The organism is Nitrosarchaeum sp. AC2, from assembly GCF_013407385.1.
In the GTDB taxonomy this organism is placed as follows: domain Archaea; phylum Thermoproteota; class Nitrososphaeria; order Nitrososphaerales; family Nitrosopumilaceae; genus Nitrosarchaeum; species Nitrosarchaeum koreense.
The window spans coordinates 31,818-52,678 of record NZ_CP030847.1 but is presented as its reverse complement, the minus strand read 5'-3'; the positions used below and the strand labels follow the sequence as shown (position 1 = coordinate 52,678).

The 20,861-nt window shown below is 31.7% G+C and carries 23 protein-coding genes and 1 pseudogene; 10 read left to right on the top strand and 14 right to left on the bottom strand.

What is annotated here, in order from left to right; genetic code table 11:
* Positions 1 to 36 precede the first annotated feature (36 nt).
* Positions 37 to 735, top strand: a complete 699-nt coding sequence (locus DSQ20_RS00325; protein WP_179365601.1) for a hypothetical protein — start codon at positions 37 to 39, stop codon at positions 733 to 735.
* A gap of 37 nt (positions 736 to 772) precedes the next feature.
* Here DSQ20_RS00325 and nth read toward each other — a convergent pair whose 3' ends face one another.
* A complete protein-coding gene (gene nth, locus DSQ20_RS00320) occupies positions 773 to 1,426 on the bottom strand; it encodes an endonuclease III (protein ID WP_218841294.1) in 654 nt (217 codons plus the stop codon).
* A gap of 48 nt (positions 1,427 to 1,474) precedes the next feature.
* Between nth and DSQ20_RS00315 the strand changes: the two genes are divergently transcribed.
* On the top strand, positions 1,475 to 2,629 hold the full coding sequence (locus DSQ20_RS00315) for an aconitase X catalytic domain-containing protein (protein WP_179365599.1): 1,155 nt from the start codon (positions 1,475 to 1,477) through the stop codon (positions 2,627 to 2,629).
* On the top strand, positions 2,626 to 3,015 hold the full coding sequence (locus DSQ20_RS00310) for an aconitase X swivel domain-containing protein (RefSeq protein ID WP_179365598.1): 390 nt from the start codon (positions 2,626 to 2,628) through the stop codon (positions 3,013 to 3,015). Before DSQ20_RS00315 ends, DSQ20_RS00310 begins: the two co-directional genes overlap by 4 nt.
* Before the next feature lie 107 nt (positions 3,016 to 3,122).
* Here DSQ20_RS00310 and DSQ20_RS00305 read toward each other — a convergent pair whose 3' ends face one another.
* From DSQ20_RS00305 to DSQ20_RS00290, 4 genes are all read right to left on the bottom strand, one after another.
* Positions 3,123 to 6,224: an Ig-like domain-containing protein gene (locus DSQ20_RS00305; protein ID WP_179365597.1), complete on the bottom strand. Its 3,102-nt coding sequence runs from the start codon at positions 6,222 to 6,224 to the stop codon at positions 3,123 to 3,125.
* 126 nt (positions 6,225 to 6,350) lie between these two features.
* On the bottom strand, positions 6,351 to 7,019 hold the full coding sequence (locus tag DSQ20_RS00300) for a hypothetical protein (RefSeq protein WP_179365596.1): 669 nt from the start codon (positions 7,017 to 7,019) through the stop codon (positions 6,351 to 6,353).
* Between the two features lie 30 nt (positions 7,020 to 7,049).
* The gene (gene sat / locus DSQ20_RS00295) at positions 7,050 to 8,186 is read right to left on the bottom strand and encodes a sulfate adenylyltransferase (protein ID WP_179365595.1); all 1,137 of its coding nucleotides are present in this window, start codon (positions 8,184 to 8,186) and stop codon (positions 7,050 to 7,052) included.
* An 11-nt stretch (positions 8,187 to 8,197) separates the two neighbouring features.
* Positions 8,198 to 8,914: a phosphoadenylyl-sulfate reductase gene (locus DSQ20_RS00290; protein ID WP_179365594.1), complete on the bottom strand. Its 717-nt coding sequence runs from the start codon at positions 8,912 to 8,914 to the stop codon at positions 8,198 to 8,200.
* Positions 8,915 to 9,000: 86 nt separating this feature from the next.
* Between DSQ20_RS00290 and DSQ20_RS00285 the strand changes: the two are divergent.
* The 4 genes and pseudogenes from DSQ20_RS00285 to DSQ20_RS00270 all read left to right on the top strand — a co-directional run bounded on the left by DSQ20_RS00285 (position 9,001) and on the right by DSQ20_RS00270 (position 12,308).
* Positions 9,001 to 10,112, top strand: a pseudogene (locus DSQ20_RS00285) (thiamine biosynthesis protein).
* Between the two features lie 40 nt (positions 10,113 to 10,152).
* Positions 10,153 to 11,388, top strand: a complete 1,236-nt coding sequence (locus DSQ20_RS00280; RefSeq protein ID WP_179365593.1) for a glycosyltransferase — start codon at positions 10,153 to 10,155, stop codon at positions 11,386 to 11,388.
* A 155-nt stretch (positions 11,389 to 11,543) separates the two neighbouring features.
* Positions 11,544 to 11,852, top strand: coding sequence for a hypothetical protein (locus tag DSQ20_RS00275; RefSeq protein ID WP_007551746.1), 309 nt, complete (start codon positions 11,544 to 11,546; stop codon positions 11,850 to 11,852).
* A 12-nt stretch (positions 11,853 to 11,864) separates the two neighbouring features.
* Positions 11,865 to 12,308, top strand: a complete 444-nt coding sequence (locus tag DSQ20_RS00270) for a hypothetical protein (protein WP_179365592.1) — start codon at positions 11,865 to 11,867, stop codon at positions 12,306 to 12,308.
* On the opposite strand, the gene DSQ20_RS00265 is transcribed toward DSQ20_RS00270, so the two are convergent.
* The 3 genes from DSQ20_RS00265 to DSQ20_RS00255 form a co-directional block, all read right to left on the bottom strand.
* Complete coding sequence (locus DSQ20_RS00265) at positions 12,274 to 13,107, bottom strand: SDR family oxidoreductase (RefSeq protein ID WP_179365591.1); 834 nt, start codon at positions 13,105 to 13,107, stop codon at positions 12,274 to 12,276. The two genes, DSQ20_RS00270 and DSQ20_RS00265, sit on opposite strands and share 35 nt — an antisense overlap.
* 37 nt (positions 13,108 to 13,144) lie before the next feature.
* Entirely contained in the window at positions 13,145 to 14,158 is a 1,014-nt protein-coding gene (locus tag DSQ20_RS00260; protein WP_179365590.1) for a lysylphosphatidylglycerol synthase transmembrane domain-containing protein, read from the bottom strand.
* 112 nt (positions 14,159 to 14,270) lie between these two features.
* On the bottom strand, positions 14,271 to 14,414 hold the full coding sequence (locus DSQ20_RS00255; RefSeq protein ID WP_179365589.1) for a hypothetical protein: 144 nt from the start codon (positions 14,412 to 14,414) through the stop codon (positions 14,271 to 14,273).
* Positions 14,415 to 14,553: 139 nt separating this feature from the next.
* Here DSQ20_RS00255 and DSQ20_RS00250 point away from each other — a divergent pair, with 139 nt between their 5' ends.
* From DSQ20_RS00250 to DSQ20_RS00240, 3 genes are all read left to right on the top strand, one after another.
* The gene (locus DSQ20_RS00250) at positions 14,554 to 15,312 is read left to right on the top strand and encodes an ATP/GTP-binding protein (protein WP_179366275.1); all 759 of its coding nucleotides are present in this window, start codon (positions 14,554 to 14,556) and stop codon (positions 15,310 to 15,312) included.
* A 214-nt stretch (positions 15,313 to 15,526) separates the two neighbouring features.
* Positions 15,527 to 16,234: a homoserine kinase gene (locus DSQ20_RS00245; protein ID WP_370464204.1), complete on the top strand. Its 708-nt coding sequence runs from the start codon at positions 15,527 to 15,529 to the stop codon at positions 16,232 to 16,234.
* A gap of 11 nt (positions 16,235 to 16,245) precedes the next feature.
* A complete protein-coding gene (locus DSQ20_RS00240) occupies positions 16,246 to 16,920 on the top strand; it encodes a 7-cyano-7-deazaguanine synthase (protein ID WP_179365588.1) in 675 nt (224 codons plus the stop codon).
* A 1-nt stretch (position 16,921) separates the two neighbouring features.
* Here the strand turns inward: DSQ20_RS00240 and DSQ20_RS00235 are convergent, their stop codons facing one another.
* The 6 genes from DSQ20_RS00235 to DSQ20_RS00210 form a co-directional block, all read right to left on the bottom strand.
* On the bottom strand, positions 16,922 to 17,173 hold the full coding sequence (locus tag DSQ20_RS00235) for a hypothetical protein (protein ID WP_179365587.1): 252 nt from the start codon (positions 17,171 to 17,173) through the stop codon (positions 16,922 to 16,924).
* Between the two features lie 40 nt (positions 17,174 to 17,213).
* Entirely contained in the window at positions 17,214 to 17,771 is a 558-nt protein-coding gene (gene folE, locus DSQ20_RS00230; protein WP_007551736.1) for a GTP cyclohydrolase I FolE, read from the bottom strand.
* A gap of 64 nt (positions 17,772 to 17,835) precedes the next feature.
* Positions 17,836 to 18,549 (bottom strand): 7-carboxy-7-deazaguanine synthase QueE, encoded by a 714-nt coding sequence (locus tag DSQ20_RS00225; protein ID WP_179365586.1) that lies wholly within the window; start codon positions 18,547 to 18,549, stop codon positions 17,836 to 17,838.
* Between the two features lie 44 nt (positions 18,550 to 18,593).
* A complete protein-coding gene (locus tag DSQ20_RS00220) occupies positions 18,594 to 18,788 on the bottom strand; it encodes a hypothetical protein (protein ID WP_179365585.1) in 195 nt (64 codons plus the stop codon).
* A 47-nt stretch (positions 18,789 to 18,835) separates the two neighbouring features.
* Complete coding sequence (locus DSQ20_RS00215) at positions 18,836 to 19,834, bottom strand: hypothetical protein (protein WP_179365584.1); 999 nt, start codon at positions 19,832 to 19,834, stop codon at positions 18,836 to 18,838.
* Positions 19,831 to 20,859: a MarR family transcriptional regulator gene (locus DSQ20_RS00210; RefSeq protein ID WP_179365583.1), complete on the bottom strand. Its 1,029-nt coding sequence runs from the start codon at positions 20,857 to 20,859 to the stop codon at positions 19,831 to 19,833. Before DSQ20_RS00210 ends, DSQ20_RS00215 begins: the two co-directional genes overlap by 4 nt.
* Between the last annotated feature and the right edge of the window lie 2 nt (positions 20,860 to 20,861).

The window sequence follows — 20,861 nt, the reverse complement described above, 5'->3', positions numbered from 1 at the left end:
AGCAACTAATAATATAGTTAAACACATGGTATCTTAATGAATAGATTAAAAACGATCGTGTTGTTTGCAGGCATATTCGGAATAGGCCTGGGAACAATTAGTCTAAGTGGCGTATCTGCAACCTCAATGATGGTTTCGGCTGCTCCACAAACACAAGCAGGATTTGACATGTTAGGTCATGTTGAGTACAAAGTACTAGATGAATCAGGTGCAATCAAACAGTATCTTCAAGGCGATAATATCGTAGTGATTGGAGGTAAAGACTGTGTTGCTCGTCATGTATTTGAAAACTCTACAAGTGCTGTATGTGCAGCAGGAAATAATGAATTTCAGTTCATTGCTATTGGAAACCATACTACAGCATTAACACCAGTTAATACATTATCTGCACTTGAAACAACTTCAGGTGGAGCTTGTGCATCATCTGGAGTCAGTGGTGAAATGGCAAGAAAACAAGTAGTACCTAGTTTTACACCAGCAACTGGTGGAACAGGAACAATTGTAGTCTTGGACACAACTAGTGCACCATTTAATTTTGGTGCTGGTAATGCAACAGGTGCAATTATGCAATCTGGTATCTTTAACGGAGATAATGCATCAAAAGATGGAAATGGACAATGTACATCACTAGGAACAGCTAGCATGTTTTCAGTACAAGATCTAAACTCTGATACAGGAATTACTGTATCAAGTGGTGATAGCTTGTCTGTAAAATGGACAATCACTGTAGGATAAGATTGAATTTTTAAAACCCAATCTTTTTCTTTTATTTTTAAATATTATTCTCTGTATAATATTTGCAATTTTTTTTAATTTTACAAACATTACACATTGGATTAATAGGTTTGCAGATATTTTGTCCATACATTACAAAAGTGTCATTAATTTTAATCCAGTATTTTTTTGGAATTTTTTTCATTAATTCTAGTTCTGTTTCTTCAGGAGATTGTGTATTTACTAACCCCAATCTATTAGATATTCTATGTACATGAATATCAACAGGAATTGCAGGCTTATCAAATGCATATACTAATACACAGTTTGCTGTTTTTCTTCCTACTCCAGGAAGTTGGATTAATTCATCAAGGCTATCAGGAACTATTCCATTATACTTTGAATCTATAATTTTTGAGACTTCGATGATTCTTTTGGATTTTACATGATAAAATCCGATGGATCTGATTATTTTTTCAATATCTTTTACTTTGGCATTAGCTAGCTCCTTTGGAGTTTTGTATTTTGAAAATAACATCTTTACTGCTTTAGTGGTAGTTTCATCCTTTGTTCGTGCAGACAATATTGTTCCAATTAAAATACTAAAATTTCCTGTTTCGGCCTCATGTAATTCTCGCAAAGCAGTCATTCTTGGCGGTTTTACAGAATTCATAGTAGACATCATTCCATGAATAATTTTTTTCATGTTCATACAATATTCTACGTACAAGTATTATATCTGTAATAATCAATATGTCGTGTGGAATTAACTCGAGAGGAAGAATCTGCTCTAAAAGGTGAACAAGGTGAAATTATGCAAATGGCATATAGAATTTTAGTAGCTACAGGTGAAGCAGTTGATGCAGAAAAACTAGTACCAATAGAGTGGGCACATCTATCAGGAGTCAACTACAATACGATTGGAGATGCAGGTGAGGAATTTCTCTCAAGTATAAGTAAGAATGCCAGAGTTAAAGTAAAAACAACTCTGAATCCTATGGGATTTGATATTGACAATGTTGAAAATTATAATTTAGATAAAAATTTCATTTCAAAACAATTATCAATTAAAAATTCTTATGAAACAATGGGTGTTACTCCTTCCTTTTCATGTATTCCTTATGAGATTTTTGATATTCCAAAAGAAGGAACTCAAGTTGCATTTGCAGAAAGTAATGCTGCAATTCATGCAAACTCGTATGACAATCTTAAGACAAACAAAGAAAGTGCATTTAGTGCACTTGCAAGTGCAATTACAGGAAAAAGCCCATACTCTTCATTACGAAAAGATGATACTCCTAATATCACTATAAGAATGAAAGTGAAAAATCCAAACGAGTTGACATATGGTATGCTTGGATTTTTTGCTGGAAAGGTTGGCGATACTTCTGTAAATATTTCAGGTCTTGGAGAGATGGATAAAAGACAGTGTAAAGCAATGTGTGGAGGAATGGGAACTTCTGGAACTTGCGCCAAGTTTCTTTTTGGAGATGGAGATGTTGATTGTGAAAAAGTTGATTTTGATGAAAAGGAAATGCAAAATATTCATGACGAGTTAAACACGGCTGAAAAAGGTGATCTGATTACACTTGGTAGTCCTCAATTAGGTTTAGAAGAAATATCTGATCTTGTTGGTAAGTTAAAAGGTAGATCATTTACAAAAAGATGCATGATTTTCTGTCCAAGAACTGTCAAGGAGCAAGCAAGAAAGATAGGATATACAAATGAATTAGAGCGTGCAGGGTGTGAAATTCTTTCTGATTGTTGTACGTGTTTAACTCCACTTATTACCAAAAATGATGTGGATGCTGTAACTACAAATAGTATCAAGGGAGCATTTTATCTAAAAAATTCAAATGGTGTAGATGTAAATCTAAAATCACTGTCACAAATAATTGAAGATGAAACAAATTGAAAATTCTTGTTAAAGGTAAAGTAGAAGGAATCGTATTAAAATCAAATATGCCAATTAATTTTTTAGGGACAGTAGACAAGAAGACAGGAATTATTAGTGATAAAAATCATGAATTATTTAATAAATCTATTAAAAATTCAATTCTAGTATTTCCATCAGGAGTAGGTAGTAGTGTAGGTGCATATACAATCTATTCAATAAAAACCAATAATACAGCACCTTCTGCGATGATTTGTCAGAAAGCTGATCTTACAGTTGCAAGTGGTTGTGCATTATCAGATATTCCACTTGTGATAGTTTCTGATGAAGAGTTTGCATCATTTCAAAACGGCCAAAGAATTTCTTTAGATACAGAATCTAAAAATCCAATATCAATTATTCAATAATAAAAAATAATGTTTTTATTCGTAAATTTTTATGAATATTTTTCAATAAAATTTCTTTGATGATTAATAAGATTTTTCTGTTTTTAATTGTTCAATGATTGTTTGGATTATTTCTTAGTTGCCTTCTTTTCTGCTTTTTCTTCTGCCTTTTGTGCCTTCTTTTCTGCTTTTTCTTCTGCCTTTTGTGCCTTCTTTTCTGCTTTTTCTTCTGCCTTTTGTGCCTTCTTTTCTGCTTTTTCTTCTGCCTTTTGTGCCTTCTTTTCTGCTTTTTCTTCTGCCTTATCCCATTTTCCTTCAGATTTTAATTGATCAACAAATTCTTTCCATGACATTTTTTCTTTAACTAATTTTTTGGCGTCTTTATCATGTATTATTTTATTCCATGATTGACCAAAGTTTTCAATCATATTGTCATCATATTCTGAAAGATCATTATCAAATTCAGAATTAGTTTCGGCATCAACATATCGTAATGAACTTATGAAGTTTTCTAGAGTTCCTTCACGTAAGTTATGAGTACCAATGTAAGTGTTTATGATTAGCTGTTTGTCAATTCTTAGTAGTTCAATAGTGATTTCTGCTAATTCAGATTTGAATGAATTAGATTCGTGTCCTTTATGGTAAATATTTACTAGATGTTTAATTCCTTGTTTGTCATATTTGAGAGCCTTTATTGCACTCTTTTTATCTAAAAAGCTGTTTCCATCTTGAGAATAAAGTTTTGAATCAGCTCCTTTTCTAAGTTCCTTAATTGCTTTTTTAAGTTCTTTTTTGGTTTTATCATCTTGAGCTGAATTAATCAAATTTTCTAATTGTTCAATTAATGCTAGTTTTTGTTGAAGAAGTGAGTTTACAACTGTTAGAGTAATATGAATTGGCTCACTTGGTGGTGATGTGTTAAGTCCATCAGACGCAGTTGCAGTAATTACATTGATGCCTCCAAATAATTGAACTGTATTAGACCAGTTTCCAGCAGAATTAGCTATTGTTGTACCTGTTGATGCACCATTAACAAACACTTCAATTGTAGAGTTTGGTTCAGAAGTGCCTGTAATTGTTTGGGATGGATCAGATGTGGATGTACCGTCATCAGGAGATATAATTACTGGCACGTTAGGTGCAACAGTGTCAAGTATGATATGAATTGGCTCACTTGGTGACGATGTGTTAAAACCGTCAAATGCAGTTGCAGTAACTATGTTTGTTCCTTCAGACAACGATACTTGGGTAGACCAGTTTCCAGCAGAATTAGCTATTGTTGTACCTGTTGATGCACCATTAACAAACACTTCAATTGTAGAGTTTGGTTCAGAAGTGCCTGTAATTGTTTGGGATGGATCAGATGTGGATGTACCGTCATCAGGAGATGTAATTACTGGCACGTTAGGTGCAACAGTATCTACAACATGATATGTTCTACTTTGTTGAATTGCAGCATTACCATTGATATCAGTTGAATCATAATAGATTACATAATCGCCTATTGTGTTAACATCTACAGAACCAGTGACAGTTATAGGTGATCCATCGTTTGTGGTTACACCGCTTAAGAGACTAGGTGGAGATGAACCAAGTTCAATGTTAGCAGATATTGGAATTACTGTAATGATAGGAGGAATTACGTCTATAACTGTAAAAGTAACAACACCTATTCCATATTGATTAATTATACCATCAGAAACAATATACGACATGGTGTCTGTTCCAAAGAAACCAATGTTTGGAGTATAAGTAAAACTACCATCGGAATTAATTACAACAGATCCTGATTGCGGTGGGAGATAAAAAAGTGCAGTGAGAGTATTGCCATCAATATCACTATCGTTAGCTAACAATCCAGGAGCACTAATAGATAACACACTATTTTGATTAAGTGAATAATTATCTGGTAAAGCTACAGGTTTATCATTTTGACCAGTTATTGTCACTGTAACTATAGCAGTCGAAGTCAATTGCCCATCTGAAACAGTATACTCAAATGAATCAGTACCTGTTTGTCCTGCTTTAAGGTACTCAAATTGTGAATTTGGGTTATAAGTTAATTGACCATTTATAACAGATACAAGTCCCTTAGGAATTGTTGTTAGTCCTGCACTAGTTATTGTTAAAACATCACCATCAGGATCTGTATCATTACTTAATACGATAGTTTTGATGTTTGTTGCCAATGAATCTTCATTTACAGTTATGCTATCATTATTTGCAACTGGTGAATCATTTGAAGGAATTACATTAATTGTAACAAGTGCTGTAGCAAATCCATCAGTTCCATCATCTACTTTATATGAAAATTTATCAGTTCCAAAAAAGTCAGTTTGGGGAACATATTCAAAACTTCCATCTGAATTAAGATTAACAATACCAAATTTTGGTAAAATAGTATCCAAGGTAACTAAAAGAGTTGGACTATCTGCATCACTATCATTTTTTAGGACTCCATTTAGTGTAGAGACTATAAGAATTCCATCTTCATCTACAGAATAATTATCTGGTAAAGCTATTGGTAATGCACAAGTAGTTTTTTTTGCTGGATTTCCTTGAAAAATTCCGCCATTTAATGTTTTAATACCTCTAGAATCAAAATTATCGCATACATTAGTCCATGTTCCAGAATTTACAACTTTACCATTATCCAAAGTTACTAATCCTTGATTTGAGACGGAACCAAAATTATCAATTAATCCAGCTACATAAAGTGTATGTAGGATAATTGCATCTCTACCAACAGGTATTGTTGCATTTTCTCCAATTTGTATGCTAACATCATTACCATCAATAATTATTTTATCTATATTACCCGGACATGCTGAATCTGTCACAGTTCCTATTCCAAAATTTGTATAACTAAATGCACTTGTGGGAGCCGGATAAAGTCCGCATCGTAAATTTAGTGTGCCAGTATTTAACAAATATTGTTTACTATGAAATGGTGTAGTAAACAAAAGTGTTCCATCAATTATGAGTTCACTACCAGATTTAATCTCTATACTAGATCTTTGCAATGTAATTGTAGTTCCAAATGCAATTTCCAGTTTTGCATTATTTTGAATAATTATTTTAGTGTCAGTTAAAACTTGATTAGTAGCATAAACAGTATCTGTAGAAATTGTAATTGTATCATCGGCATATACATTTTGAAGAGAAGGGAAAAACATAGAACTAACAAGCAAAAGTGTAGTTAAAATAAATCCAATATTTCTATTAATCACAAACAAATTATGAATTTTTTACATATAACCCTAACATGAATTTCCCATTATTGGAAAATGGAAAATTTTGTATGTCAGAAAATATAACGACACTTTAGTCATAAATTAAAGTGATTTTTATCAATTTCAAGATCGCTTCTTTGTTAGATAGAGAGCTCCAACTAGAATGCCAACAGCTGCAGCTATGTAAAATGGAAAAAATGCAATCGGGTTTTTTGCAGGATCACCTGATATGAATTCAAGAATCATACTTCCAGAATTTATTGCCGGTGGATCTGTAGAACTTTCCATTCCATAAACAGAATATGAACCGATTTTAAAAACTCCAATATCAAGATTAGATACAACTATTCTTGCACCGTTGTTAACTGTTAATCCCGCTCTTTCTGTGTATGATACTATTGATTTTGATGATGAAGACCATCCCCTCTCCAAGTCACTATGCACAACAACATATCCCTCTTTAGGAGTATTTACTGCAATCCAAAATTTTTCATTAGGTTTTGCACCCATTCCTATTTCAACTAATTTTTCAGGATTATCTTTATCATAAATTCTCAAAACTGCATTTCCATTTGGATTTGCATACAAAAGATTGTTGTCAATTGTAACTTGCCAGCTTACTCCATGTGTCTCTTCCATTTGAATAATATCTGCATCTCTAAGAATTTTATTGAATTCGTATGATGGAATTTCAATTGTATCTATAATTAATGATGGATTCTTTGAGTCTTGGGCAAAAACTGGCGTTATGATTAATCCAGAAAATAAAATTAGTACAAAAAGATACTTCACAAGCTAAATCTAGTTTTAGTGAATAAATACCTAATCAACAAATGGATGTGGATAATCTAGAATTACCTTTGAGACTTCGGGTCTTAAGATAAACTCAGATGGAGATTTTCCTTCATCAATCATTTGTCGCAGTTTAGTTCCACTGATTTGCTCTTTTGCATCATCACCATGTGGACAAGCCTTTGGATTTGTGTATGTCAAACATTTTCTGCAATAGAAAAACGCTGGGAAAAACACTGGAGTTATTTCTAATTCAGGATAATCTTCAAAGATTTTTTGGGCTGCAAATGGATCATAAAATGTTCCTACTCCTGCATGATCTCTGCCAATTATGATGTGTGTGCATCCATAGTTTTGTCTCATAATGGCATGGTGTATTGCTTCTTTTGGTCCAGCATACTTCATTTCAGTGTGTAGTGTTCCAAGTTTGCATCTGTTTTCTGGGTAATAGTGTGTAATCATTGCCTCATAGCATTTTACAATCACTTCATCTACAAAGTCGCCAGACTTTTTTTTGCCAATTACGGGATTTACAAATACACCATCTCTTGTTGTAATTGATGTTTTTTGAAGCATCTCATGAGCTACGTGTGGTGGATTTCTGGTTTGAAAAGCCACAATTGTCCTCCATCCTGCTTTTGCAAATGCTTCTCTAGTTTGAAGAGGAGTTAATCGATATTTTCTGATTTCTGTTTCTTCAGGTCTTGCAATGTAATCTATTTTTCCACCAACTAGATAGTCTTGCATAGACATTGTCTTTGCAACACCTGGATGAGAAGAGTCAGTTGTTCCATATACTCCCTTTGCAGTTTTTTCTTTATCAAAAGTAAAAGTATCTTTAACATGTAAAATTGCAATTCCTAATCCTTGATGGTTTTGTAGTAAAACTTTACCAGCCTTCTTCATTTTTGCAGCCGTTGATTCATCAACATCTAAAACTATTGGAATTGTCCAAGCCAAACCGTTTGCAAGTCTACCTTTTGATATTACATGTTCAAAATCTTTTTTCTCTAAAAATCCCTCTAAAGGGCTAAAAATTCCATCTGCAATGTTTTCAACATCATTTGCAAGATCTTCAGAAATTTGTACAGAGTATAATCCAGATGGATCAGACTTGGTAATTCTATTTACTAATTTTCCGCCATGTGGTTTAATTGAATCAGACATTACTAAATTGCCTAATTATGGTCTATATGAAGGCCACACTCTTTGTGCTGGCCTTGTTCCCACCACCAACGCCCTGCTCTCAAGTCTTCTCCAGGTTTGATTGCTCTGGTACATGGCTCACATCCAATACTTGGGTATCCTTTGTCAAGAAGTTTATTGTATGGTAAGTTATTTTTTTTAATATAATCTTGAATTTGTTCCCAAGTCCAGTCTATAATTGGATTAATTTTTAATATTCCACCATGCCCATGATCAATTTGAAAAATATTGACATCTTTTCTTACTTCAGTTTGATCACGTCTTAATCCAGTAATCCAACCATCTAATGTAGAGAGTATTCTGTTAATTGGATGTACTTTACGGATTTCACAACATAATTTCCTATTTTCCACACTATCATAGAAAAGATTTATCCCTTTTTCTTTAACCATGTCTTCAACTTCTTTAGTATCAGGAAACAAAACTTCAATTGTAATGTTGTATTTTTTTCTAACAATATCCATAATATCATAGGTTTCTTGAGGTAATCTCCCAGTATCTAACGTAAAGAATCTAAATTTTGGATTAATCTTGTGCATGATATCCATAATTACCGCATCTTCAGCTCCAAAACTAGATGCTTTAGCAACTCGTGGATGTAAGTTATCAGAAACCCATCGAAGTGCTTCTTCTGTTGTTTTTATTTTAGAGTTGAGTTCATCTACTTGTTCTTGAGTAAATTTTTTCACAAATACACATGAATTGTTTTGTTTTATATTGATTACCCAGATATCTTATCCTAAATTATAAACAGGTACATAACTAAAATGAAAATATGGAAGATGTTTCTTATGTAGTAGTTTTTCCATCGGTATTTTCAAAAAATAAAATTCCACAGTTAATTGCAAATATTAAAAAAATTCTAAAAATTCAAAATCAGGAATTTAAATCAGTAAAACGTGATGGAGATATTATTTTAGTAGATGCAAATGATCCTGTATTTGCATCATCAGCTATCAACTTACTTTTCGGTATTCAAAAAATAGCAATTGCAAGACAGATAAAAAATAATTTTCAAAATATAGTCTCAGAAATTACTACAGTAGGTGGAAATTTACTCTTAAAAGGTGAAAAATTTCTTGTCAGAGTTGAAGGAACAACAAAGGGATTTTTTCCAAAAGATATTGAAATTGCAGCAACGTCAAGCATTATAGAAAAAAATCAAACATGGGCGCTCGTCCTGGAACGGATGAAAATTTTGATAAATTACTTTACACATATCTAACAAAAAATTATGCATATGTCTGTATTTTTTCAGATAATGGGCAGGGAGGTATACCATCAAATAATAAAAATACCATATGTTGCGTATATGATGAAATTTCTGCAATTTCTTGTTTTGAAACAATAAAACAAGGATACGATTCAAAAATAATTATCTGCTACAGACAAAAATCAGAATTGATGAATTTAGTTAAAATAATCAATCAAATAATTCCAAGACTTGTAAAACAAGAAATTCAGTTAGAATTCTTTCATTTAAAGATAAACCAGGTTGGAATTAAAAATTATCTTATCTTTGTTAATTCAATTTTGGAAATTATGCTTCGTGAAGGAAAATCAAATAAACTAAATCACGTATCTCTTGCATTGTCTCCACTAATTTTTTCTACAAAATTTATTGATTATTCAATGAAACGTGTGTTTCAAAATGATATGATTCCAATAATTCCATTAAGTGGAGTTGATTCAAAACTTTTTGAAGAAGCCAAGGAGATTGGATTAGAAAAACAAATTCCAAAATTGGAAAAATTATTTATGATTAATTCTGATGAAATACCCAAGTTTTCAAGCAAAGATGTAGATTTTGCCATAAAAACAAAGAAAAGTGTTACAGTCAAGATTGGACCAAATAATGTACATGATATACTTGACTCATTAGAATAAAATCACTGGGAATTTAAACAGCATTTGAGGATTAATTTTTGTGCTAAAAATAGGTCAATTTATCTATCCTTGGGGAAGTGGACATTATTCTCGAATGATGAGGCTAAATGAAGTGTTAGGAGATTATATCAAAGAGAAGTTTGTAGTTCATTTTTCAAGTAAAGATCATGTTTACCAAAAGTTATTAGAAAAATTCCCAAATCAAAAAGATCAAATTCATAAGATTTTGATGCCAACTCCAATTGACGGAAAGCTAGGACCAAGTATTTTATTATCAATGCTAAATTTTTTACTACCTGTTTCAAAAAATCCGCCACTTGTAAAACAAGTTACAAGTTATTTGATACAGGAAAGAAAATTGTATGATAAAGAAAAATTTGATCTTGTAATTAATGATGGAGATATGGGTTCAAACATTATTGCAAAAAATCGTAATGTTCCAAGTTTATTTATTACAAATCAATTTAGACCAAAATTGTATAAATCAAGATCTTATTTTTATCCAGCAGTAAATTATATTTCAAAACAAATTGGTAAAGCTTCCAAAATTATTGTTGCGGATTCCCCACCTCCATATACCTTGTGTGAATATAATCTAAATTTTACAAAAGAAATTAAAGATAAGGTATCATATGTAGGTCATTTCACAAATGGTAAAAATATCGAGAAAGGAATAACATCTGATCTTGAGAAATTGATAGAAAATTCAGAATTTGGGTATTGGATGCGAACAGGAAATAAATCAACTAATGATGGTACGGGTAAAAGGTATGAACAGATATTTAATCAAAATGAAATGAAAAATGAGAAAAGGATAATCTCTCATGCAAGAAGTGATCCAAATATTGATTATGTTTTAGGTAAGGATGGAAAAAAATATACAGTATCTGATGCTTTGGATAAAAAAATTGATTGGATTCAAATAGACATAGGTTTTCTAACCGAGCAACAAAAAGAAACGGTTTTGAATTTAACTAAATATGCTGTTGTAAACGGTTCTCATACTGTAATGGGTGAAATTCTTGGAGGAAAGGCAAAACCGATTATCGGTATTCCTGTTTATGATGAGCATACAAACAACATCAAATGGGCAGATGATAAAAAATTAGGGGTATTAGCAGTTAGAACAAAGCAAGTAATCGAGGCTATTTCAAAAATTAAAAATAATTATAATAAATTTGAAGAAAATTTAGTTGATTTTTCCAAAAACTTCGTTCCTAATGGTGCTGAAAATACAGCAAAAATAACGGCTGAAATTCTAGAAGAAAAGAAATAATACTTTATTTTGGGTTTGTTTGATATCTGGCACGCGGGATGTTCGATGGGCGAACTGACCGCAAGGGATGACGATAAAATCCGCGTGTCAGATTTTAAGTCGATCAGATAATAACGTGGGAACGCTTTTATGGAAAAAATTAAGCCAAAACATTAGTGCCTAACTGTCCAGAATGTACTGCAAGAGAAAGAAAGAAAATTCAAGCAAAGTATGAAGCTGAAACTGCAGAAGAAAATAGGGGTAGAGATGATTTATTCAAGTTATTTGATGAAGTAGAGATTCCTATGAAATTGGACTCGGCTACAAAACATTTCATTTGTAAGAGATGTGGATTATATGCTACACGAGAACAAGTTTCTGATATAAAATACAGGTTAAATCAGAAAGAAAAGACACGTGAAGATAAACAGGATGACTATCTTGAATGGTGGCAGAAAAGTAAGAAAGATAAAGAATTGATCTAGAGTTGTTGTTCTATGGTTAAAAAGACTGACGAAGAAAAATCATCGAAAAAAGAAAAGAAAACATCGAAAAAAGATGACATTCCAGATTGGGTTACAGATGAAATTCAAAATGCAAAGTTTGAGAAACCTGAAGAACTAAAAAGAGCTGGATATATTCTAGAAATTTATGATGCTGACAATAAAATCGATGCTCAATTATATGATCCAGTTGAAGATGGAAGACATATTGTGACACTTGATTTACCAAAAAAAATTAAGACATCAGATTTAGAAAAAGGAGTAGTTTATGAATTTATTTTTGATCAACATAAAGCACCATTAAGTAAAAAAGTATCTGAATTTCTTCAAAAGGAAAAAGAGATTGATATGAATGCCATTTATCAATTTGATTTAAAGTCAATGGAATTACTTGATGTAGGCTCTAGTGAATCTTCAGATGAAGATTTAGAAGAATAAAACTAGTTTTTTTAACGTCTAATTGTTTTTTAAAAGCCATGCCTAAAATCGGATTTATGAAATAGGGAAATGTATTTTTCATCCAAACAGCACCGCGAACTACTGAAGGAACAATAATTTCTAGTCGTGGTGAATTTGAAGCTCTTAAGATTGCTTTTGCAACTGTTTTATCGCTAAGAGATGTCGGAGAATATTTTGGCATATGTTGAAAAGATGGATGATCAAAAAAGTTAGTTCTAACCATGATTGGACTTACAACAGTTATTCCAACACCGGTTCCTTTCAATTCATGTTTCAAACCTTCTGAAAAACCTAACATAGCAAACTTTGATGCACAGTAAGATGCAATTCCTGGTAAACCAAAACTTGCTGCAACAGAAGCTACATTAACAATATGCCCAGATTTTTTTTTGAGCATTGACGGAAGAAAGTTTTTGATAAAGTAAATCATACCAAAGTAATTTGTTGCCATTTGAGATTCAATTTCTTCAGTTGTTAAATCAAAAACAGAACCATAAATTGCAAAACCAGCATTATTTATTAAAATATCAATAGACTCATATTTTTCTAAAACAAGTTTTGCAGTTTTTTCTACTTGTGATTTATCTGATACATCACATTCACAAACAAGTGTGGATACATTAAATTTTTTTAAATCATTTGCTATTTCTTCTAATTTTTGTTTTCTTCTTGCAATCAAAATTACATTAGAACCTTTTTTAGCAAATTGAATAGCAGTTTTCTTACCTATTCCAGATGATGCACCAGTAATTAGTACAACTTTACCTTTGAAATCCATAAATCAAAAAATTCATTAAAAGATAAAGTGCTTTCTATTATTTTTCTGTCTTTGGAATTTTACTCAAGGCTAATTTCACCAACAGTAACCAAGTTATTGCAATAGGGACATAATATGTAGCAATTCTCCAGCCAATTACTGCATCCCATGCAACTGTTCCTTCAGGAATTACAAGATTAAATGGATCCAAATTATTGAGATATGCAATAATTCCAAACTCTGCTAATCCAGAACCACCTACTGTTATTGGCAAGTTAGCAATTGCATTTGCACCCATTACAGCCATGATTGAATCAAAAATACCAACAATGTATCCTGTTCCCATTGCAATTATCATAAAAGATATTCCATAAAATGACCAAGATGCAAGTGAGAATAGGAAAGATATTGTAAAAACTTTTTTTGATTCTGTTGTTCTAAGATTTTTTCTACTCATTGTACAAACTTCTTCCATCCATGAATTTGTCTGGTCAATGTATTTTGCTCCTTTTTCTTTACCAAATCGCTTTGTTAAACTAACAAGAATTTTTGGCACTTGGAAAGTTCTTCTCGATGATAAAAAGAATAAAACCATCCATAATGAAGTTATAGTGATACTAATTCCCAAAATCAGAGCGCCTATAACATATGCTCCATGCATCAATGCGATAATACCTGCCATAATGGATAACAGGCCACCTGCAAAAACTTCAGTAACTATATCCATTATCGCAATCCAAGTTGATTTTGATGGTGCAACTCCTTTTTTATGCAAATAATAAATTACAACAAATTCTGCACCCACAAACATTGGAGTAGTGAATTTGATAAATTCACTTCCTATTCTAACACCACATAACTTCCAAAAAGAATCAAATTTTCCCAGATATTTGTGCGAAATATATGCAAATTTTATTCCTTGAAGACCGAGTTTTATCATCATAGCAATTACAGCAAGTACGAATGGAATAACTCCAATTGCCAATACATCTTCAAATTTTATATCAAATTGAATTGCTATAACGAAAATAGGAATAAGAGTTGCCGGAATAGCAATAATTCTCCAATTCATTGATAATTTTTTTAAGGATTCAAATATGAAAGTTGAGTAAATAGAAATCAAATATTTAATGCCTGTATCTAGGCACAAATTTTGAAAAACTACAAGAAAGTAACAGGTATTATTAGCGTGTTTTTTGAATTTCTTGCTTGACTTCAGCAAATAATGAATCTAAAACGTCATAATCTGAAAAGTTTTTTTCTTCTAATAATTTGATAACTAGTTCTTTTAGATATTTCTCTTTTTCTTCAATAGATGTATGAGTCATAAATTTCATGTATCATTACATGTTATAGATCAAGCGGAATTTTTTTTGATTATTGATTACCATAATGGCATGTTTTGAAGAGGTTTTATGAAAAGTAACTAGTTTGAAATATAAGCCAAGAGAGAAAATTCAGACAGGATTGAAAACAATTTTTGTAACAGGAACAGCAGGAGCTGGAAAATCTCTTTTAACATCTAAACTATATGAGTATTACACAAAAAATGGCACATTTGCAGCTGTATTGAATTTGGATCCCGGTGTTAGAGATTTACCTTATACATGTGATATTGATGTTAGAGATTATGTTGACATTATAGACATAATGCAACAATATGATCTAGGTCCAAATGGTGCGGTAGTCATGGCAAACGATCTGATTGCATCTAAGATTGATGAGATTCAAGAACAGATAGGCAAAGTAAATCCAGACTATCTAATTGTAGATACTCCAGGTCAAATTGAGTTGTTTGCATACCGTTCCAGTGGTCGCTTTGTTACGGAAAATATTTTGTCTGAAGAAAAAATGAACATATTTCTTTTTGATGGTGCACTAATTACCACTCCAGTAAACTTTGTATCAATTGCACTTCTTGCAACATCAATAAGATTACGATTAAACTTGCCAACAATTAACATCATTACAAAAACAGATCTAATAGGCTCTAAACTAAAAGATATTCTTGAATGGTCAGGTAATCTGAAATTATTAGAAAATGCTATTGCTAAAGAGGCAGATGGAGAGACATATAGTTTAACTACAAATATTCTTAGAGGTCTAAATCTAGGGGGATTTGCCCAAGGATTAATTCCTTTTTCTAATGTCACTGGAGAGGGATTGGTAAATCTAGAGGGAGCATTAAGCAGAATTCTTAACTTGGGCGAAGAGGTAGAAGATTAGTTGGCGTCAACGGTAACTGTAAGAGCACCATCGTCTACAGCAAATTTAGGACCAGGTTTTGATGTATTTGGATTAGCTGTTGATGCTTTTTTGACGAAATCACATTAACAAAAAAAAATAGCGGTGTTACCATAGTTACTAAAGACAACATTCCAACAAATCCGGACAACAATACTGCAGGGTTAGTAATTAAAAATATGTTAAAAAATTTAAAATTAAAGACGGTGTAGAAATTAAAATCAAAAAAGGAGTACCAGCTGGATTTGGGATGGGAAGTAGCGCGGCTTCAGCAGCAGCAGCAGTAATTGCATTTAATCAAATGTTTGAATTAAAATTAGATGATAATGCACTTGTAGAATTTGCGGGGTTTGGAGAAAAAGCTAGTGCAGGTTCTGTTCATTATGATAATGTTGCAGCATCAGTATTGGGAGGATTTGTAATAGTCAGGACAAATCCTCTAAATGTAATCAAGATTGAACCTCCAATGAATCTAAGAATGTGTATTGCAGTTCCAACACTAGAAGTTCCAAAAAAGAAAACAAAAGTATCACGAGGTGTAATACCTAAGAAAGTTAGATTAGGTGACAGTATTGCAAATTTGTCAAATGCTGCAGCAATTGTTGCAGGATTTATGAGAAAAGATACTGATCTGATAGGTAAATCCATTAAAGATGTAATTGTAGAGCCTGCAAGACAACACATGATCCCAGGATTTATCAAGGTAAAAGAAAATGCACTAAAAGCAGGAGCACTTGGCGTAACAATAAGTGGAGCAGGCCCTTCAGTGATTGCATTTTCAAAAAGTAATGCCGATTTAAAAAAAATTGCTCTAGCTATGTCAAAAGGATTTGCATCTGCAAATACAAAATGTCAAACTGTAATTTGTAAACCAAGTAAGGGTGCAATAGTAATAAAAAAATAATCTGGAAAATTATGAAAAAAGCTGTTATTGTATTTAGTGGTGGAATAGATTCAGTTTGCGTTGCCAGTTATCTAAAATCAAAGTATGAACTTTATGGAATTACATTTTCATATGGTCAAAAAGCTAATAGAGAGATTAATGCTGCAAAGACTTTTGCTAAAAAATTTGGATTAAAACAACATAAAATTATCGACATTGGATTTATGAAAGAATTGTATGGAGATTCTAATGTTTTAACTAGTTCGAAAAGGAAAATTCCAAGTAAGTTTGATTATTCTATTGTTGTTCCAATTAGAAATGCAGTCTTTCTCTCAATAGCTTCTGCATGGGCATTTACTCTAAATGCATCATTTGTGGCATACGGTGCACATATTGGTGATAATCATTATCCTGATTGCAGACCAATATTTGCCAAAAAATTAGAGTCTGCATTTAATCAAGGAGAGATTGATGGAATAAACTTGGGACTACGAAAAAGTATCAAAATATGGTCACCATACAAAGAAGGTCTTTCAAAAAGTGATTTAATACAAAATGGTATGAAAACTTTGGGAGATTCAATCTTTAAAACATGGAGTTGTTATTCTAGTAAAAATAATCACTGTGGTATTTGTGAATCTTGTAATAATAGAAAAATAGCATTTCAAAAAGCAGGAATTATAGATAAAACAAAATATCTAAAATAGTCTAGTATTTGTTATCGAGAATTTTCTTTTTGAAGACAAAGTTTCTAATAATTAGATACCAAATAAAGAATATTCCACCAACAATTCCCATAAATACATAATTTTGGATTTCTGGAGTTAATCCTTCTATAGAATTGGTAATTTCTCTTGAAACTAACATTGAAATTGCAATTACAATTCCAAACTCAATTGCATACCACGTCCAATTAGGCCATGATTCTTTTGGAACGTGAACATTAGGATGTGCTCCCATGAGTTTTATCTAAAAGATTGATTATTTAATTTTTCAGAATCTACAGAGATGTCTCAGGAGTACGTCGTCTAATCATAGCCATAATACTCTCTTTTTCTTCTTTATTTTCATAAATTCCTCTATATGCTGATGATGTGAGAGTTGCATCGTTTCTAACACCACGCATTTTCATACAAAAGTGCTCTGCATCAGCTAAAACTACTACTCCTTTTACACCTTGAGCAAATAGCTCATCAGCTATATTCTTGGTTAATCGTTCTTGAATTTGTAATCTTTTTGAGTATTTTTCAACTAAACGTACCAGTTTTGAAATTCCAAAGACTCTACCGTTGGGAGAATATGCTATGTGAATTTTTCCAAAAAATGGTAACATATGGTGCTCACACATTGAATAAAACTGAATATTACGTGCAACGACTACATCAGAATCTTCAGAGAATTGTACTGATAATTCAGAATCAGATTCATATCCATCAAAAATTTCTTCATACATATTTGCAATTCTTTCTGGAGTATCTTTAAGACCTTCACGAGTAGGATCCTCTCCAATTTCAATAATTAATTCCCGAACAAGTTTTTTTACACGTTCTTTATCCATTTGATATTTTGAATAATTTTTTCTAGTATTTGAACCTAATCTAGTTTTTAGGCAGGTGCTATGATTATGGTGCTCCAATAAATTTGTGAAGTTGTGGTACAACTTTCACATCAATATAATATGGATAAACTATATCATACAAATTTAGCAATAATTCTAAAGAAGGCTCTGCAATACCATATGTAGGTTGTATGATAAATCCATCAACATCATGTTTTGAAATGTTTTGAAATATTTTATTAACTAAATCTTTAAAATCTTCTAATTTGGTTTTAGAGCTTACAACTATTTTGATATATGTAGTTTTTTTAGATGCTACTGATGATTTAAGACATTTCATTGCATTTTCAATTAATCTTTCATAGTGTTTAGAATCTACAAAATCTGAATCCATTGTTTTAAATTCTATTTTAATAATGTCAAAAAATGGTAATACATGATTAAATCTATCAGAATCAAAGCATGATGATTCTAGATATGTCGGAATTTTTTTAGTTTGAATATATTTTGCAAGCTCAGCTACTGCACTATGCTGAATTAATGGATCACCTCCTGTAAAATTCACTTTATATGTTTGATTTTTAAGATTAGAATCAATTAATTTGCATGCTTCCTCAATTGAATATTCATTACCTGAATCTAGTGGAAGAGATTCTTTTGTATCACAATAAAAACAAGTAAATGGACAACCAGCTAATCTAACAAAAAGTGTTTTTGTACCATAAAGAATTCCTTCTCCTTCAACTGACGTAAATATTTCAAATAATCTAACTTTCAAGTAATAATGGTGTATTTTTTCATTATTTATTCAATGAGTTTTGATTAGTGCATTACAGGTTCTTTTGTATAAAATAAACCAGAAATAAAGAAAACTACACCTAAAATTCCTATCAGACTTCCTACAAATTCTACTGTGTTTTGCATGCCATTTTGAAACGGAGCCCATAACCATGCCATCAAAGCTCCTACTATGATCATTGGAATCCCTACTCCAATAGTAATTGTTTTAGAAGCCATTATAATTTCTGTTTGCAAAATGTATATGAAGTTTATGATAAGAATGATTAATTTTGAGTCATATTCAATAAAGCTGCTAATGAACGAAGTAATTCATTTGCTTTTTCAAATTCACCTGTAGCTAAATTACGTTTAATTATTTGAATTGTTTTTTTTGCTTCATCAATTTTAGATTTACTTATTTTATCGGAGTTAGATAGATTAAGTAGTGTTTTTTCAATTTGCATGACTCGAGATTCTAATCGATCATTTTTTGTTAATTCAAATTGTTCTTTAATTGATATAATTTCTCTTATTTGTTTGATTATTTCTTGTGGATCGGTTGTTGATGAAAGATTTTCTTTAGCAGTTTCAAGTTTTTCGATGATATTTTCAGATAATCCTTGACTCTTGGCATTTTCAATCAATCTGTCAAGTTGTTCTAGATATGTTTGGGCATATGCTTTTGCACGTGATTGCTCTTGTTGGGAAGCATATTCACGGATTTTATTATTCAAATCTACAGTAATTTGTTTAATTTTACCAATTGTTTCTATTGCATCATCAAATTGTTTATCAGAAATTTGTTTTCTTGCAGAGACAAATAGATTGTCTAATTCAGAAAAGTCAATTGATGTACTATACTTTTTAGCAATTATCTTGAGATTATTAGCATAATCTTGCATTCTTTTAAGATCAATTGAAGGATCTTTAGTTGGAGCTTTAAGAGCAACCATTTCGGGTTGTGTAGATTTAACGTTTGATAGTTGTTGAGAGATTTCTTTGAAAATTCTCATTACAGAAAGAAATTGAGTTTTGGCTGAATCTACATCATTGTTTTTAATAGATTCTTCTAAATTCCTAATTTCTTGTGTGCCTTCTTTGAAAAGTTGTTTTGTTTTATCTGATACGTCTTTATTCATTTGATTTTCAAGTTGTCTTTGTGCTTGCTTTGCAATTTTTAGTAGAATTGATGGATCAGTTTCTGCTTGAGCAGTATGGGTTATACCACCTAAAACTAAACTAGATACTAAAATCAATAATGCAAATGAGGTTATTTTGTTCATTTTTCTTCCTCCAGATCTTTTTTCAGTTTTACTAAATTTTGTAGATCTTTTTTATCAATTTCAATTACACCTAGTCGCTCTAATCTTTTTACAGCTCTCCACATAGTAGTTCTTGGTTGAAGAAATTTCTTTCTTAATTCACTTTCCAATGCTTGGCCTCCATTATCAGAAATAAATTTTATAATTTCTTTATCATCTTCTCGCATTTCAGGTCTAAAATTGAATATAGTTTCAGTATCAACTGATGTAGTTTCAGTTTGTTTTTCAGGAATAGATTCTGATTGTGTTATGAATGTAGAAGATTTTGATTGTTTTCTTTTTAGTATAATTATAGTGCCAATAATTGCTGCCATGATTGGACCAGCAATAATTGCAACGGTAGAATAACTAAATGATGATTCATTTGGAATTGTTGGATTGGGAGTAGGATTTATGGATGAAAAGATATAGTTTATTTCTGACAATCCTGCAGAAAGTTCAAGTTTTGGTTGGTCATCTACTATTTCCATATTGGTTGGTAAACCACTCATTCCAACTATAACGGAATTTTTTGGCATTAGTAAAGTGTAATCAGATGGAGAATTAAATGAGAATGTCCAAACTCGACCCTCTTTGGAAATTAAATCATGAACGTCATAATCAATTGTTATACTTGCAGATCCAAATTTGTCTATGATTGCTTTATTTTCGATTATTTCTTCAGATAGCAAAAATCCAGTATCACCAATCGCAACAAAATTATCTATTGACTTACCAAACAGATCAAGCTCAAAGTCAGGCTCTAATGGATCTACGTCAATTTGTCTTGATACATGTGTAGAACCGTCTGAATAAATGATAAGTTCAAGAGTTCGAGTAGAGCTGAATGAGGTCTGAATAGGCATCACGATTATAGCAATAATTAAGCCAGCAATTATCAAAGGCATCTTAACCATTGTTTCGAAGATACTATCAGTCCTTACAAAAAGCATTCCATCTTCTCGAATAGACTCTTCTATGGGAGTCAGCTCCAATTCTGGGTTCATGG